We start from the raw sequence: 16130 nt of genomic DNA, 5'->3' as shown, positions 1-16130 counted from the left end.
GCGCTACTTGACAAAGGTCAGCTCCTTCTTGTTGCCCAGGATGCCCTGAGGTCTGAAGATCACGATCAGCATGAGCCCGATGCCGACGAGGATGAACCGCAGGGTCTGCGCCTGGATCGAGCTCATGAACGGCAGCAGGCCGGCATTGACCATGGCGGGGAGCACACTGCCCAGGAAGGTCTGGAGCACCCAGAAGATCAGCGAGCCGATGAGCGGGCCGAAGACGGTCGCCGCACCGCCCAGCAACAGCGCGGTGTAGATGAAGAAGGTGAGCGAGGTCACGTAGACGCCGGGGTTCACCGCTGAGGGCAGGGCGTAGACGATGCCGCCCACTGCCGCGATCACGCCGCCGACCACGAGGGCGGTGAGCTTGTAGCCGAACACGTTCTTGCCGAGGGCGCGCACGGCATCCTCGTCTTCACGGATGCCCTTGAGCACGCGACCCCACGGGCTCGACATCAGGCGCCACACCATGATCGCCGCCAGGATGAGCGCGACGATGCCGAGGATGCGCACCCACCAGCCGATCTCGTTGTACTGCCACGGACCGAATCCGTAGGTGCCCGGCGGGATCGGGTTGGAGGCCCGGAAGCTGCCGTGGTAGCCGCTGAGTCCGTCTGCGGAACCGGTGACGTCATCGAAGGCCGTGGTCAGGAAGAGCAGTCGCAGCACCTCGGCCGCCGCGATCGTCACGATCGCGAGGTAGTCGCCGCGCAGTCGCAGGGTGGGCACACCGAGGATGAGGGCGAACAGCGCGGCAGCGCCCATGCCGACGAGCGCACCGCCCCACCACGGGAACCCGAAGGTGAGGATCGAGATGGCGTAGCCGTAGGCGCCGAGCGCCATGAAACCCGCGATGCCCATGTTGAGCAGGCCGGCGTAGCCGAAGTGCACCGCGAGTCCGAGTGCGGCGAGCGCGTAGGCGAGGGTCGCCGGGCTGATGATCGACGATGCGGTGTTGTTGAGGATTGAGATCCAGTCCATGGTCCTATCCGATCCTCTCTCGCCGTCCGAGGATGCCCTGCGGGCGGAACAACAGGATGATGATGAGCACGACGAGCGGTGCCGCGAACTTCAGGTCCGACGGGATCCAGAGCGTGGACACCTCCACGATGAGTCCGATCACGATCGAGCCCGCCAGTGCGCCGAACGCCGTTCCCAGGCCTCCCAGGGTGACGGCAGCGAACAGCAGCAGCAGGAAGCCGGTGCCCATGTCCCACTTCAGTCCCGGTCGGTAGTAGGCGTACAGCACGCCCGCGAGCCCGGCGAGCCCGCCGGCGAGGATCCAGACGATGCGCACGACGTGGTCGACGTCGATGCCGGACGCGGAGGCGAGCGACGGGTTGTCCGAGATCGCGCGGGTGGCCTTGCCGATCCGGGTGAAGAGCAGCCACAGTGCGAACGCGACGATGACGACGATCGAGATGCCGGTGCTCACCATGTCGATCACGCTCAGGCTCACCACGCCGAACAGCGGGATGGGCTGCGCGTCGGCTCCGGGCAGCTGCGACGTGCCGCCGCCGATGAAGAACTGGAAGATGTAGCGGATGGCGAGCGCGAGCCCGATGCTCACGATCATCAGCTGCACGACGCCGACCCTTCGCCTTCGCAGCGGACGCCAGATCCCGGCGTCGAGCAGGAAGCCGAAGACCGCGCACAGCACGATGGCGACCGGTATCGCGACGTAGATCGGCCAGCCCGCCAGGCGCGAGAGCGCGAAGGTGAGCACGGCGCCGAGGGTCACCATCTCGCCGTGCGCGAAGTTGGAGAGGCCGGTGGTGCCGTAGACGAGGGAGAGCCCGACCGCGGCGAGCGCGAGCATGAGCCCGAATCGCAAGCCCGTGATGGTGCGCTGGATGAGCTGGTCGGCGAAGCTCGTGACGTTGCGTTCACCCTCGCCGATGAAGAAGTTCACCGTGGCGCGACCGCCCGGGCCGACTTCGGCATCCTTCACGTTCGGGGTGTCGTCCGTCTCGTCCACCACCGCGATGCCCTCGGGCAGCGTCAGCTCGTTGAGCGTGACGGTGTAGGTGGCGTTGCGTTCCGGCACGCCCACGGCCCACTGACCGTTGGCGTCGGTGGTGACATCCGAGTCGATGCCATTGCCGCTCACGGTCAGTTCCACGCCCTCGAGCGGCTCGCCGTCCAACTGCACGTTGCCGCTGACGCGGTAGGGGTACTTGTCGGTGTCGACCTCGTCGGCCACCGCGGCGCCCCCCGCGAACGTGATCATGGCGAGGGCGGCCGCGAGCGTCGCGAAGAGCAGGATCACGGCTCGGGGCAGGCGTGTGGCGACCGCCTGGCGGGAACGCGGCACGGGACCTCCAAAGTTCGGGACGCCCCGCATCGGCGGGTAACGTCCCCATCGACGTTACGCGCCCCGTGTTGCTTTCATGTTTCCACTGTGGGACGTGCAGACAAGGATGACACGGAAATACCGCAGCGCAAGGGGCGGTTAAGATCGAGTACCGGACCCAGTGCTGTGACCGGTCACCCCGTATCCTCCGTGCACAAGGGACACCATGGACCAGCCCGACCCCTTCGGCTTCATCGGCCTCACCTACGACGACGTCATGCTCCTGCCGGGGCATACCGACGTGATCCCCTCGGAGGCCGACACGAGTTCGCGGCTCACGCGCCGGATCCGGGTGAACGCACCCCTCATCTCCTCAGCCATGGATACGGTCACCGAGTCGCGCATGGCGATCTCGATGGCGCGCAACGGCGGCCTCGGGGTGCTGCACCGCAACCTCTCCATCGAGGAGCAGGCGGGCTACGTCGACAAGGTCAAGCGCAGCGAGTCGGGCATGATCACCAATCCCGTGACGACCACCCCCGACGCGACGGTCGCCGAGGTGGATGCCCTTTGCGGCCAGTTCCGCGTCTCGGGCCTTCCGGTGGTCGAGGGCGACGGCCGGCTCGTCGGCATCATCACCAACCGCGACATGCGCTTCGTCTCCGCGTTCGAGAAGTCCACGACGCTCGTGCGCGACGTGATGACGAAGACCCCCCTCATCACCGCGCCGGTCGGCATCGACCCCGACAGCGCCATCGCGATCCTCGCGCAGCACAAGATCGAGAAGCTCCCACTGGTGGACGCCGATGGTCGCCTGGGCGGCCTCATCACCGTGAAGGACTTCGACAAGTCCGAGCAGTACCCCAACGCCACCAAGGACGACGAGGGCCGCCTGCGGGTCGGAGCCGCGATCGGCTTCTTCGGCGACGCCTGGGAGCGCGCCGGCGCGCTTCGGGATGCCGCGGTCGACGTCATCGTCGTCGACACCGCCAACGGCGACTCGGCCGGCGTGCTCGAGATCATCGCCCGGCTCAAGCGCGACCCGGCGTTCGCGGCGATCGACGTGATCGGCGGCAACGTCGCCACGCGCTCCGGCGCGCAGGCGCTGATCGACGCGGGCGCGGATGCCGTGAAGGTCGGCGTCGGACCGGGCTCCATCTGCACCACCCGCGTCGTCGCGGGCGTGGGGGTGCCGCAGGTGACCGCCGTGTACGAGGCATCCCTCGCGGCGCGCGAGCACGGCATCCCGGTGATCGCCGACGGCGGGCTGCAGTATTCGGGCGATATCGCGAAGGCGCTCGTCGCGGGTGCGGAGACCGTGATGCTCGGCTCGCTGCTCGCCGGTACCGACGAGAGCCCCGGCGATCTGATCTTCGTGAACGGCAAGCAGTTCAAGTCGTACCGCGGCATGGGGTCGCTCGGCGCGCTGCAGACCCGCGGTAAGAAGACCTCGTACTCGCGTGACCGCTACTTCCAGGCCGACGTGCCCTCGGACGAGCAGCTCATCGCGGAGGGCATCGAGGGGCAGGTGCCCTATCGAGGGCCCGTGTCATCCGTGGTCTATCAGCTGCTCGGCGGTCTGCGGCAGTCGATGTTCTACACCGGTGCGCGCACGATCGAGGAGCTGCGGATGAAGGGCAAGTTCGTGCGCATCACCGCGGCCGGCCTCAAGGAGTCGCACCCGCACGACATCCAGATGGTGGTCGAGGCGCCGAACTACCGCCGGTAGGCGCTGTGTGCGCTTGGCGGGAGTAGGTCGCGCTTGGCGGGAGTTCTGCCGAGCAACGCGGGTGCGTTTGGCGGGAGTTCCTCGCGTTTGGCGGGAGTTCTGCCGAGTCTGGCGGGAGAAGCCTGCTGTCGGAGCCATTCGTTCATCCCGCCATCGGTACACCTCTCCCTCCGGAGGGCTTGAGTCTCCATCGGGAGGGGCCAAGTCTTCCTCCGGACGGGCCGAGTCTCCCTCCGGAAGATCCGAGGGGGCGCGGATTCCACCGATCGTCAGCTGTGCTGCTGCACGATCTGTGCGCGCGGCATCCTTTCGCCATGGATGTCGCCCCCTTCGAACGCGACGGTCTTGTGCTCGCTCGCGACGTGCTGCCCTTCGTTGAGTCCCACCGCGTGCTCACTCGCGCAGTCGAGACCGGATCGCTGCATCGTCTGCGGCGTGGGGCATACGTCATCGCCGATCGCTGGGCGAGCGCGACGTCTCGTGAACGGCACATGCTGCGCCTCCGCGCGGTCGTCGCCGATGCGCGCGGTGCGGTGACCGTCGCCGGGAACTCCGCAGCGGCGGTGTGGGGGATGCCGCTGCTGGAGTTCCCCGACACCGTGACGCTCCTGGAGCCGTGGAAGGGCGGTGGGCGCTCCGAGCCCGGGGTGCGACGCACCTCGCGGGCGGCAGAGTCCGCGACACCGGTGAGCCGCGAGGGGCTTGCTTGCACCAGCCTTGCACGTACTGCGATCGATGTCGCCCGCGGCCTTCCGTTCGTCGCGGCCGTCGCGCGTCTCGACTGGGCGCTCTGGCGGCGCAACGAGCACGGCGTGTCGATCGAGGACCTCGCCGCCGAGCTCGAGCACGGTCGGCCGTCGCGGGTGCTGCGGAGAGCAGTCGCTTTCGCGACGCACCTCTCCGATTCGTTCGGCGAGTCGGAGGCGAGGGCCACCATGCACCAACTCGGCTTTCCTGCTCCGGTGCTGCAGCATCCGTTCTCCGATGAACAGGGACGCATGGTGCCGGACTTCTGGTGGGAGCGGTATGGAATCGCCGGGGAGTTCGACGGCAAGGCGAAGTACACCCGCGGCGAGCTGACGCTCGGCGATCCGAGCGAGGTCGTGTGGCGGGAGAAGAAGCGCGAGGACCGGTTGCGACGACAGGTGCGAACCGTGGTTCGAATCGTGACGGATGATGTGCGTCACCCCGAGCGGCTCCGTCGCCTACTGCTGGCGGCTGGTCTTCCACACGCGCGATGACGGACCTCGTCGGCGCGTGCGTCGCATCCCTATCGTCCCGTCCGTGCCGGCCCGATACGCCGGCCCCACTCGCAGGCGGGTGGCGGGAGTAGTTGCTCCCGCCACCCGTGACCTGCTCCCGCCGGACTTGGGATTACTCCCGCCGCCGGTGGATTGCTCCCGCCGCCCGATCAGGCCGCGATGTCCCGTCGGTTGAGGGCGACGGTGGCGATCGCGATGAGCGCGGCGGAGACCCCGTACAGCAAGCCGAGGCCCGCCCAGTCCGCGCCGTTCTGCAGCGGCAGGTCGTGGTAGGCCCACCCGTAGGGCGTCCAGGAGTGCAGCCAGTCCAGGTCTTCGCTCTGGTTGGCGATCGCGTTGAGGGCGTAACCGAGCACCGCGATGCCCGCTGCAGCGGTCGTAGCGTAGACGCGTCGACCGGTGAGCGCGCCGATGGCGAGTCCGAGGGTGGCACTGAGCGTGCCGAGCCCGAGGAACGCCGCCGCTTCCGCCACGAGGTTGCCGAACTCGATGTCGAGCCCCGCGCCGTCGTTGAACGCGAGCACCAGGAGCACGCTCAGCACGGCGAGCCACAGCAGGCGCGTGAGCACCGCCGCAGTGCGCTCGAGCACCACCTGGGTGCGGGTGACGCCGTGCGCGAGTGTCAACTCGAGCGATCCGGTCTCCTCGTCGCCCGCGATGGCCGCCGTGCTCCACGAGGTCGCCGCGATGACGATCAGCACGAAGCCGATCAGGCCGTAGAACGTCGAGTGCACGTAGCCGGCACCCGTGCCGATGCTGTCGTATCCGATGGCGCTGACCAGTTCCGGCGGCAGCGTGTCGAGCAGCGCCTGCACGTCGGGGTTGCCCCCGATCGACGGGAACAGTGGAACGTAGAGCCCCACCGCGGCGACCACTCCGAGGCTCCACCCGATGAGCGAGCGCCAGGAGTCACCGAGTGCGCGACTGTAGAGGGGCAGCACGGTGGTCATTCGCCGGCCTCCCTCGCGTACAGCCCGATCACGGATTCCTCGAGATCCGGCTCTTCGACGCGGAGATCGGTCACCCGGAATCCGGCGATCGCCTTCACGAAGGGGTCGATGTCGCCCTCGACGGTGCCCGCGACGGTGAGTCCGCTCTCGTGCTCGATGAGCTCGAGCTCGGCGAGGTGGGGGTCGCGCGCGAGGGCGGCGCGCAGTGCGGCGGCCGTGGCATCCGCGAGGCTCACCGACACTCGCCGCAGTGCCGTCGCGCGCAGGGTTGCGACGTCGCTGATCGTCACGATGCGACCGGCACGCAGGATCGCGACGGTGTCGGCCGCCTGCTGAATCTCGCTGAGCACGTGGGAGCTCAGGAACACGGTCTGTCCGTTGTCTCGCGCCTCGCGCACCATGGCGAGGAACTCCTGCTGCACGAGCGGGTCGAGACCGCTCGTGGGCTCGTCGAGCACGAGCAGCGCAGGCTCGTGCATGAACGCCTGCACGATGCCGAGCTTCTGCTTGTTGCCCTTGGAGAGCTTGCGCACCTGCCGGGAGAGGTCCAGGTCGAGGCGCTGCGCGAGTCGGTCGATCGCTCCCGGTGCCACCGGGCCGCTGATGCGCGCGTAGTGGGCGAGCAGGGCCCTGCCGGTGACGCGGCCCTCGAGCCGCAGTTCGCCGGGCAGAAAGCCGATGCGTCGGCGCAGTGCGGCGCCGCCGGAGCGCGGGTCCTCCCCGAGCACGCGGGCGGTGCCCGCGGTCGGGCGGATGATGTCCAGCAGCAGGCGCATGGTCGTCGTCTTGCCGGCACCGTTGGGTCCGATCACGCCGAAGACGGTGCCGTTCTCGACCGCGAGGTCGATGCCGTGCAGCGCGGTTCGGCGACCGTAACGCTTGGTGAGCGCACGGGTTTCCAGTGCGAGAGTCATGTGTCTTCCTCAGTCGTTCGTCGAGTGGTTGGTCGGAGTCATCCGCTCCGTGGCGGGTCGGGATCCTGATTCGGATCGCCTGGACCCTTGTGCGACTGCGGTCCGGACGTTCGCGCGAGCGCCTCGGCGGCTGCGGCGAGCAGGGTGTCGTCGACGTACAGACCGTGGGTGTACAGCTCCAGCGTCGGCAGGGTGAGCCGTCGCACCACATCCGCGGTGAGACCGGAAGCCCCGAGCGCCCGGCCGATCTGGCGCTCCAACAGCAGCGTCGACAGGCTCTGCGTCGTGACGACGATCGCGCGCACCTCGGGATCCGAGCTCGGACGCATCACGCCGTTCGCGACGCCTTCTTCGAGCATCGTCAGCGAGTTCGCCACGAGCGCGTCGAACAGTTCGTCGCCCAGCTCCGAACCGTCGAGGATCATCCGTGCCAGATAGTCGAGGGTCGGTCGGTAGGCCTCGGCGTCCGCGAGCATCTGCTGCATCGCCTCGCTCGGGTTCGCGTCCCGGGTCAGGTCGTCCTTGCGCACCATGAGTGCGGCCACGACGTGCTCGTCGCACGCACGGCGGAGTCCCTCTTTGCTGCCGAAGTGGTGGATCACGAGTGCGGCACTCACTCCGGCCGACTCCGCGATGGCTCGCACCGAGGTCGCGGCGAACCCGTCGCGACCGAAGAGCGTGATCGCAGTGTCACGGATCCGGGACCGGGTGGTCGCGTCATCCGCTGGCATTGAACGCATGTTCAGCATGCTAAACGATCGTTCAACTCGGGCGCAAGCGTCGTCGCCGGTAGGCTCGTTGCGTGACTGACATCGAGATCGGGCGGGCCAAGCGCGCCCGGCGCGTGTACGCCTTCGACGACATCGCGATCGTGCCGAGTCGGCGCACTCGCGACCCACAGGACGTCAGCGTGAGTTGGACGATCGACGCCTACACGTTCGAGATCCCGGTGCTCGCCGCGCCCATGGATTCGGTGGTCAGCCCCACGACGGCGATCACGATCGGCAAGCTCGGCGGCCTCGGCGTACTCGACCTCGAGGGCGTCTGGACCCGCTACGAGGACCCCGAGCCGGTGCTGGCCGAGATCCGTTCGCTGCCAGCCGAGACGGCGACCAAGCGCATGCAGGAGATCTACGCCGAGCCGATCAAGCCCGAGCTCGTCACCGCCCGGCTCGCGGAGATCCGCGCGTCGGGGGTGCCGGTCGCCGGTGCGCTGAGCCCGCAGCGCACGCAGGAGCTCTACAAGACGGTCGTCGATGCCGGGGTGGACCTGTTCGTGATCCGCGGCACCACGGTGAGCGCCGAGCACGTCTCCAAGTCGGTCGAGCCGCTCAATCTCAAGAAGTTCATCTACGAGCTCGACGTGCCCGTGATCGTCGGTGGAGCGGCGACGTACACGTCCGCGCTCCACCTCATGCGCACCGGCGCGGCGGGGGTGCTGGTCGGGTTCGGCGGCGGCGCGGCGTCCACGACCAGGGCGACCCTCGGCATCCACGCCCCGATGGCGACCGCAGTGGCCGACGTCGCCGGCGCGCGACGCGACTATCTCGACGAGTCCGGCGGCCGGTACGTGCACGTCATCGCCGACGGCGGACTGGGCATGAGCGGCGACATCGTCAAGGCCATCTCGGTCGGTGCGGACGCGGTGATGCTCGGGTCCACGCTCGCGAGGGCGACGGATGCACCGGGCGGCGGGTACCACTGGGGTGCCGAGGCCCATCACCCCGAGCTGCCCCGCGGCAACCGTGTCGCGGTCGGCCAGCTCGCGCCGCTCTCGGAGATCCTGCTCGGCCCGTCGTCGGTCGCGGATGGTCGCGTCAACCTCATCGGTGCGTTGCGGCGCTCGATGGCGACGACCGGCTATTCCGACCTCAAGGAGTTCCAACGGGTCGAGGTAGTCGTCGCGCCGTACCGGCAGAGCTGACCGTGGCCAAGACCGTCACCCGCTCATCCAAGCTCGGCCCGGACGAGCGGGCCGCCGCGCTCGAGACACTCAAGGCCAAGGAGCTCGACATCCTCGTGGTCGGCGGGGGCATCGTGGGCGCGGGATCCGCCCTCGACGCGGCGACGCGCGGCCTGCGCGTCGGCATGCTCGAGCAGCGCGACTGGGCCAGCGGCACGTCGAGCCGGTCGTCCAAACTCGTGCACGGCGGCATCCGCTATCTCGAGCAGCTCGACTTCCGGCTGGTGCGCGAGGCGCTCATCGAGCGCGGACTGCTGCTGCAGCGCATCGCCCCGCACCTCGTCAAGCCAGTGCGCTTTCTCTATCCGCTGACCAAGCCCGTCTTCGAGCGGATGTACATCGGTGCGGGCATGCTGCTGTACGACCTCTTCAGCTACACCGGCGGGCGTCCGCCCGGCGTGCCGCACCACCGGCACCTGACGAGGCGCCAGCTGCTGCGGGCGGTGCCGAGCCTGAGGTCGGATGCGTTCACCGGCGGGCTCACCTACTACGACGCCCAGGTCGACGACGCTCGGTACGTCGCGAATCTGGCGCGCACCGCGTCGTTCTACGGAGCGCACGTGGCCTCTCGGGTGCGGGTGGAGGGCTTCATCAAGGTCGGTGAACGCGTGGTCGGGGTGCGGGCCCACGATCTGGAGACCGACGAGCACTTCGAGGTACGGGCGCGTCAGGTCGTCAATGCCACGGGCGTGTGGACGGACGACACGCAGGCCATGGTCGGCGAACGCGGCCAGTTCAAGGTGCGCGCCTCCAAGGGCGTGCACCTCGTGGTGCCGCGCGACCGCTTCCAGTCCAAGCTCGGCCTGCTGCTGCGCACCGAGAAGAGCGTGCTGTTCGTGATCCCGTGGGGCAGGCACTGGCTCATCGGCACCACCGACACCGACTGGGACCTCGACAAGGCCCACCCAGCGGCGACCGCGGCCGACATCGACTACCTGCTCGACCACGTCAACCGGGTGCTCGCCGTGCCGCTCACTCGCGACGACGTCGAGGGCGTCTTCGCGGGGCTGCGACCGCTGCTGGCGGGGGAGTCCGAGCAGACTTCCAAGCTCAGCCGCGAGCACATCGTCGCGCACTCCGTGCCCGGGCTCGTCGTCGTCGCCGGCGGCAAGTGGACCACCTACCGGGTGATGGCCAAGGATGCCGTGGACGAGGCGGTCGCCGCGCTCGACGGCAAGATACCCGCCTCGATCACCCAGGACATCGCGCTCCTGGGCGCGGAGGGCTATCAGGCTGCGTGGAACAAGCGATCGAAGCTCGCGCGGGCCTACGGGGTGCACAAGGTGCGAATCGAGCACCTGCTGAACCGCTACGGCGTGCTCACCGACGAGCTGCTCGACCTGATCCGGGAGCGGCCCGAGCTGCAGGAACCGCTTCCGGGCGCCGACGACTACATCGGCGCTGAGGTCGTCTACGCGGCGACCCATGAGGGTGCGCTGCACCTGGACGACGTGCTCGCGCGACGCACCCGTATCTCGATCGAGGCGTGGGATCGCGGGGTGTCGGCCGCGCCGGTGGCCGCCGAGCTGATGGCCGGAGCACTCGGCTGGGATGCCGCACGCACCGAGCTCGAGGTCGCCACCTACCTGGAGCGGGTGCGTGCCGAGCGCGACAGCCAGCTGCAGCCCGACGATGCCTCCGCGGATCGAGTGCGACTCGAGGCCCCGGAGATCGAGTAGCTTCGCCGAAGGCGTAGCCGGGTGCCGGACCCGTCGGTGTCGGCCCCGGTAGACTTGATGCATGGTCGACGTTCGGCGTGTCAAGCTCCCTGGCGTAGGGGTGCTGCACACCTTCGTCACGGATGACGGCGGCAAGGTCGGCGTGATCACCCACCGCTCCGGTCACAGCGACCTGATCTCGTTCTCCGACGCCGAGGAGGGCTCGACGGCGAGCAAGGTCTCGCTGCGACTCGATGAGGACGAAGCGCACACCTTGGCCGAGCTGCTCGGCGGCACGCGCATCACCGAATCCCTCTCCAAGCTCGATGCCATTCCCGGGCTGTCGATCGACTGGTTCACGGTCGACTACGAAGACCACATCGCGGGCCAGAAGCTCGGCAACCTCGCCAGCCGGGGTGTGGTCGGGCTCACCGTCGTCGCCGTGGTGCGCGGGGAGTCCGCGAACCCGGCGCCCGCCGACGACTTCACCGTGTTCCCCGGGGACACGCTCGTGGTTGCTGGTACCCCCGAGAAGGTCGCCAAGGCGTTCAACTTCTACCGCACGGGAGAGATGCCGCCGAAGGCCGCAGCCGCATCACCGGGGGGCTAACACGTGCACCTCGGTGATGAGCTTCTCGTCCTCGGCCTGCTGTTCATCATCGCCTACGTGCTCGGACGGCTCGGCAAAGTCATCGGCTTGCCCGCGATCCCGATCTACATGCTCGTCGGCCTCATCGCGAGCCCGTACTCCACGTTCTTCCCGCTGAGCTTCGAGTCGGCCGACGTCGAGCTCATCGCCGTCTTCGGCCTCATCCTGCTGCTGTTCAACCTCGGTCTCGAGTTCGATCAGGACGAGTTCTACGGCAACGCGGGCAAGCTCGTGGTCTCCGGCGGCACGCGCATCGCGATCAACTTCGCCGTCGGATTCGGCCTCGGCCTCTGGGTGGGCTGGGGCACGCGCGAAGCGCTCGTGATCGCGGGCATGACGGCGACGTCCTCGAGCGCGATCGTCACCAAGCTGCTCATCGAACTGCGCCGACTGGCCAACCGCGAGACCCCGACGATCCTCGGCATCATGGTGCTCGAAGACGTCTTCATCGCCTTCTACCTCGCGATCGTGGGCGTGGTGCTCGGGGGGCAGACCGATGTGCTGGCGATCGTGCTCCAGTTGGCGGTCTCGTTCGGCTTCCTGATCGCGATGTTCGCGCTGGCCCGCTGGGGCGGTCGCGTGGTCTCCCGGCTCGTGCAGACCAAGGACGACGAGCTCTTCACGATCCTGTTCTTCGGTCTCGCGGTCGCCTTCGGTGGCATCGGCGAGCTGCTGGGCGTCTCGGATGCGATCGGGGCGTTCCTCATCGGCCTCGTGCTCGGTGCGACACGATTCCGTTCCCGTATCGAGCAACTCGCACTGCCGCTGCGGGACATCTTCGGCGCGTTCTTCTTCCTCAACTTCGGTCTCGCCCTCGACGTCTCGACCTTCGGCGGCGTGCTGGTGCCGGCCATGGTCGCCGTGGCCGTGACGCTCGTCATCAACACCCTCGGCGGCCAGATCATCGCCTGGCAGAACGGCCTCACCCGCCGCGAGGGACTCAACGCCTCGGCCATGCTGCAGAACCGCGGCGAGTTCGCCCTCATCCTCGCGACGCTCGCGGTCGGGGCCGGGCTCGACCCGCGGCTGACACCCTTCGCCGGTCTCTACGTGCTCACGATGGCGATCGTGGGTCCGATCCTCGCGGTGAACTCCGAGCGGATCGGGCGCTGGATCTTCCCGAGCAAGCGACCCGCGGTGACCCCCGAACGAGATCGGATGCGGGCCGAGGGCATCGCGCTGGTCGAGGCGGCGACGGCGGGGGAGCTCCCCGGCGAACCGGTCGCCGACATCGAGGCGGCGGTCGAGGAGTGGGACGAGCTCGACCGGCGCGAGCAACAGGCCGCACAGCAGTCCGATGAGGCCACCGAGCGACGACGGGACCCCGAATATTGAGTTTCTGGTCAGTAGCCCGACGTCCGCGATGGATCGGGGCGCTCATCCTGTCGCTCGCCATCGCGGGCGGATTCGCCGCGCTCGGGCAGTGGCAACTGGAGCGCAGTTTCGAGACCGGTGCGGACACCGAGGTGACCGAGACGGTGGTGCCCCTGGAGTCCGTCGCCGAGCCGCAGCAGCCGGTGCTGACCGAGGGATACCGGCTCGTCTCGGTCGAGGTGGAGTTCGTGCCGGGTGACTACGTGGTGCTCTCCGATCGGATCGACGTCGACGGCCCCGGATACTGGGTCGTCGGTCACGCCATCGTGTCGGACGGCGCGAGCCTCGCGGTGGCACTGGGGTGGGCGCCGACCGAGGATGCCGCGGCATCCGCCATCGCGGCCCTGGAACGCGACGCGCCCACCCGCCTGGCCGGGCGCTACCTGCCCAGTGAGGCGCCCATCGAGTCGGACTTCGAGGCCGGCGTGCGCAGCGCGCTCGCCGTGCCGGAGCTCATCAACGTGTGGCATGAGCCGCCGGACGGGGTCTACGGCGGCTATCTCATCGCGGGCGAGGCCGTCGCCGGACTGCGAGCGATCGACGCCCCCGTGCCCTCGAGCGAGGTGTCGCTCAATCTGCTCAACATCTTCTACGCGGTCGAATGGGTGGTGTTCGCGGGCTTCGCGGTGTTCCTCTGGTACCGGCTCGTCAAGGACGTGGTCGAGGCCGAAGCCGAGGGTGCGGAAAACGTAGACTAGAGCCATGATCCTTGGCCCTCGTCCCGCCGACATCCCCAAGGTGCGAGCGACGGTCAAGGTGTTCAAGGTCTCCTCGATCATCACGGGAACGTTCCTGCTGCTGCTCGTACTCATGATGGTGTTCCGCTACGGGTTCGGCGTCGACATCGAACTCGCCGGTCCCGCCGGGTTCCTCGCGCTCACCCCGAAGGACCTCATCGTCGGGATCAATCTCTCGACCATCATCCTGATCGTGCACGGCTGGTTCTACGTGCTCTATGTGGGCGCCGACTTCGTGCTGTGGCGCTATGCCCGCTGGTCGTTCGGGCGCTTCCTGCTCATCGCGCTCGGCGGCATCGTGCCGATCTCGTCATTCTTCTTCGAACGACTCGTGCCCCGTTGGGCCGAGGAGTCCATCGCCCGCACCGAGACCCCGGAGGTCGTATCCGCGTGACCGACACTGATGCGCGCCCTGTTCTGGTCGTCGACTTCGGGGCGCAGTACGCGCAGTTGATCGCACGCCGGGTGCGCGAGGCGAGCGTCTACAGCGAGATCGTGCCGCACACCATCACCGCGGCGGAGGTGGCGCAGAAGAACCCCGCGGGCATCGTGCTGAGCGGCGGGCCGTCGAGCGTGTACGAACCGGGGGCACCGTCGCTCGATCCGGGCATCCTCGACCTCGGGGTGCCCGTGCTCGGCATCTGCTACGGCTTTCAGGTGATGGCCCAGCAGCTCGGCGGCGAGGTCGGCCAGACCGGCGCTCGTGAGTACGGCGCGACCGCCGTGCACGTCAGCGAGGAGGGCACCCTGCTCGCGGGACAGCCGGAGGAGCAGACCGCGTGGATGAGCCACGGCGACTCCGTGTCGAAGGCGCCCGCAGGGTTCGAGGTGCTCGCCTCGAGCCAGTCGACTCCGGTGGCGGCGTTCGAGAACCGCGAGCGACGCCTGTACGGCGTGCAGTGGCACCCCGAGGTGAAGCACTCCGAGTTCGGGCAGCGGGTGCTGGAGAACTTCTTGCACGTGGGCGCGGGCATCCCGGCCGACTGGAACTCGGGCAGCGTGATCGCGGAGCAGGTGCAGCGCATCCGCGAGCAGGTCGGTTCGGGCCGGGTGATCTGCGGACTCTCGGGGGGCGTGGACTCGGCGGTCGCCGCGGCGCTCGTGCACAAGGCCGTGGGCGACCAGCTCACCTGCATCTTCGTCGACCACGGTCTGCTGCGGCAGGATGAGCGCCGCCAGGTCGAGGAGGACTTCGTCGCCTCCACGGGTGTGCGCCTGGTCACCGTCGACGCGGTGGACCAGTTCCTCGACGCACTCACCGGCGTCACCGACCCGGAGACCAAGCGCAAGATCATCGGCCGGGAGTTCATCCGCAGCTTCGAGAACGCCGCCGAGGCGCTCGTGCTCGAGGCCCGCGGCGAGGGCGAGAAGATCGAGTTCTTGGTGCAGGGCACGCTCTATCCGGACGTGGTCGAGTCCGGCGGGGGCACGGGCACGGCGAACATCAAGAGCCACCACAACGTCGGCGGGCTGCCGGAAGACCTGCAGTTCCAGCTCGTCGAGCCGCTGCGCACGCTGTTCAAGGACGAGGTGCGAGCCATCGGTCGCGAACTGGGCCTTCCCGAGGCGATCGTCGCGCGCCAGCCGTTCCCGGGTCCCGGCCTCGGCATCCGCATCGTCGGCGAGGTCACGCGCGACCGGCTCGAGCTGCTGCGCCGCGCCGACGCGATCGTGCGCGCCGAACTGACCGAGGCCGGGCTCGACGCCGAGATCTGGCAGTGCCCCGTGGTGCTGCTCGCCGATGTGCGCAGCGTGGGGGTGCAGGGCGACGGTCGCACCTACGGGCACCCGATCGTGCTGCGACCGGTGTCGTCCGAGGATGCGATGACCGCCGACTGGACCCGCCTGCCCTACGACGTGCTCGCCCGCATCTCCAACCGCATCACGAACGAGGTGCCCGGCGTCAACCGCGTGGTGCTCGACGTCACGTCGAAGCCCCCGGGAACGATCGAATGGGAGTGAGGCGTCGAGAGGAAGGCCATTTCTGGCCTTCCTCAGCCTCACTCCGAGGCCCTCTGGGCCGAGGCCGGCGTGGAGCGCGGGGCCATTTCTGGCCTTCCTCAGCCTCACTCCGAGGCCCTCTGGGCCGAGGTCGGCGTGGCTGATCCCGAAGGCGCCGTCGCGCAGTTCTGGTCGACGCTCGCCGACGACGTCGACCTCGTCGCGGCCGAGGACCAGCTGCTCGCCGCGTGCGACGGTCTCTCGGCACCGCGCGTCCTGTTCGAGCGTGCGAGCCTGCGCGACTTCCTCGGGCTCGAAGCCGACGCCGTGCCGCTCTACGAGCGGGCCCTGGCGGCGGGGCTCGAGAGTCCCGATCGCGAGCGTGCCACCATCCAGCTCGCGAGCTCGCTGCGCAACCTCGGTCGGGCCGCGCAGGCCGAGGCACTGCTGCGCGCCCTCCTCGACGACGCGGATGCCGCACCGCAGGCGGCGGCGTTCCTCGCCCTCGCGCTCGCCGACCAGGGTCGCGACCGCGAGGCGCTGCGCGCCGCGCTCCAGGCACTCGCGCCCCTGCTGCCGGAGTACGGTCGCGCCGTCGCCGCCTACGCCCGGGAACTGCCGGGCGAGTAAGCCGGCGTTCGCGTTCTCGCCCCGCCC

The 16130-nt window shown here is 68.9% G+C and carries 15 protein-coding genes; 10 read left to right on the top strand and 5 right to left on the bottom strand.

The window, feature by feature from the left end:
• Window positions 1–3: 3 nt before the first annotated feature.
• Together PYV02_RS04625 and PYV02_RS04620 are read right to left on the bottom strand one after the other, a co-directional pair.
• Complete coding sequence (locus PYV02_RS04625; RefSeq protein WP_275756649.1) at window positions 4–984, bottom strand: branched-chain amino acid ABC transporter permease; 981 nt, start codon at window positions 982–984, stop codon at window positions 4–6.
• A gap of 4 nt (window positions 985–988) precedes the next feature.
• A complete protein-coding gene (locus PYV02_RS04620; protein WP_275756980.1) occupies window positions 989–2233 on the bottom strand; it encodes a branched-chain amino acid ABC transporter permease in 1245 nt (414 codons plus the stop codon).
• Window positions 2234–2522: 289 nt separating this feature from the next.
• On the opposite strand from PYV02_RS04620, the gene guaB reads away from it, so the two are divergent.
• Entirely contained in the window at window positions 2523–4025 is a 1503-nt protein-coding gene (guaB, locus tag PYV02_RS04615) for an IMP dehydrogenase (RefSeq protein ID WP_275756647.1), read from the top strand.
• Between the two features lie 314 nt (window positions 4026–4339).
• Window positions 4340–5266, top strand: coding sequence for a hypothetical protein (locus tag PYV02_RS04610; RefSeq protein WP_275756646.1), 927 nt, complete (start codon window positions 4340–4342; stop codon window positions 5264–5266).
• A 170-nt stretch (window positions 5267–5436) separates the two neighbouring features.
• Here the strand turns inward: PYV02_RS04610 and PYV02_RS04605 are convergent, their stop codons facing one another.
• The 3 genes from PYV02_RS04605 to PYV02_RS04595 are packed head-to-tail and all read right to left on the bottom strand — an operon-like array spanning window position 5437 to window position 7891.
• Window positions 5437–6237, bottom strand: coding sequence for an ABC transporter permease subunit (locus tag PYV02_RS04605; protein ID WP_275756644.1), 801 nt, complete (start codon window positions 6235–6237; stop codon window positions 5437–5439).
• A complete protein-coding gene (locus PYV02_RS04600) occupies window positions 6234–7151 on the bottom strand; it encodes an ABC transporter ATP-binding protein (RefSeq protein ID WP_275756642.1) in 918 nt (305 codons plus the stop codon). The genes PYV02_RS04605 and PYV02_RS04600 overlap by 4 nt, the downstream gene beginning before the upstream one ends.
• Window positions 7152–7189: 38 nt before the next feature.
• Window positions 7190–7891 (bottom strand): TetR/AcrR family transcriptional regulator, encoded by a 702-nt coding sequence (locus tag PYV02_RS04595; protein ID WP_275756640.1) that lies wholly within the window; start codon window positions 7889–7891, stop codon window positions 7190–7192.
• 62 nt (window positions 7892–7953) lie between these two features.
• On the opposite strand from PYV02_RS04595, the gene PYV02_RS04590 reads away from it, so the two are divergent.
• The 8 genes from PYV02_RS04590 to PYV02_RS04555 all read left to right on the top strand — a co-directional run bounded on the left by PYV02_RS04590 (window position 7954) and on the right by PYV02_RS04555 (window position 16103).
• The gene (locus PYV02_RS04590) at window positions 7954–9075 is read left to right on the top strand and encodes a GuaB3 family IMP dehydrogenase-related protein (protein WP_275756638.1); all 1122 of its coding nucleotides are present in this window, start codon (window positions 7954–7956) and stop codon (window positions 9073–9075) included.
• A gap of 2 nt (window positions 9076–9077) precedes the next feature.
• On the top strand, window positions 9078–10793 hold the full coding sequence (locus PYV02_RS04585; RefSeq protein ID WP_275756637.1) for a glycerol-3-phosphate dehydrogenase/oxidase: 1716 nt from the start codon (window positions 9078–9080) through the stop codon (window positions 10791–10793).
• Window positions 10794–10854: 61 nt separating this feature from the next.
• Entirely contained in the window at window positions 10855–11382 is a 528-nt protein-coding gene (locus PYV02_RS04580; protein WP_275756635.1) for a cation:proton antiporter regulatory subunit, read from the top strand.
• Between the two features lie 3 nt (window positions 11383–11385).
• A complete protein-coding gene (locus tag PYV02_RS04575) occupies window positions 11386–12756 on the top strand; it encodes a cation:proton antiporter (protein WP_275756633.1) in 1371 nt (456 codons plus the stop codon).
• The gene (locus PYV02_RS04570) at window positions 12753–13493 is read left to right on the top strand and encodes an SURF1 family protein (protein ID WP_275756631.1); all 741 of its coding nucleotides are present in this window, start codon (window positions 12753–12755) and stop codon (window positions 13491–13493) included. The genes PYV02_RS04575 and PYV02_RS04570 overlap by 4 nt, the downstream gene beginning before the upstream one ends.
• Window positions 13494–13497: 4 nt before the next feature.
• Window positions 13498–13926, top strand: coding sequence for a DUF3817 domain-containing protein (locus tag PYV02_RS04565; protein WP_275756629.1), 429 nt, complete (start codon window positions 13498–13500; stop codon window positions 13924–13926).
• The gene (gene guaA / locus PYV02_RS04560; RefSeq protein WP_420833593.1) at window positions 13923–15494 is read left to right on the top strand and encodes a glutamine-hydrolyzing GMP synthase; all 1572 of its coding nucleotides are present in this window, start codon (window positions 13923–13925) and stop codon (window positions 15492–15494) included. The genes PYV02_RS04565 and guaA overlap by 4 nt, the downstream gene beginning before the upstream one ends.
• A 135-nt stretch (window positions 15495–15629) precedes the next feature.
• Window positions 15630–16103: a tetratricopeptide repeat protein gene (locus PYV02_RS04555; protein ID WP_275756627.1), complete on the top strand. Its 474-nt coding sequence runs from the start codon at window positions 15630–15632 to the stop codon at window positions 16101–16103.
• Window positions 16104–16130: the final 27 nt, after the last annotated feature.

Source organism: Antiquaquibacter metalliresistens, from assembly GCF_029211225.1.
GTDB classification, from domain to species: domain Bacteria; phylum Actinomycetota; class Actinomycetes; order Actinomycetales; family Microbacteriaceae; genus Rhodoglobus; species Rhodoglobus metalliresistens.
This window is presented reverse-complemented; position numbering and strand designations above follow the sequence as displayed.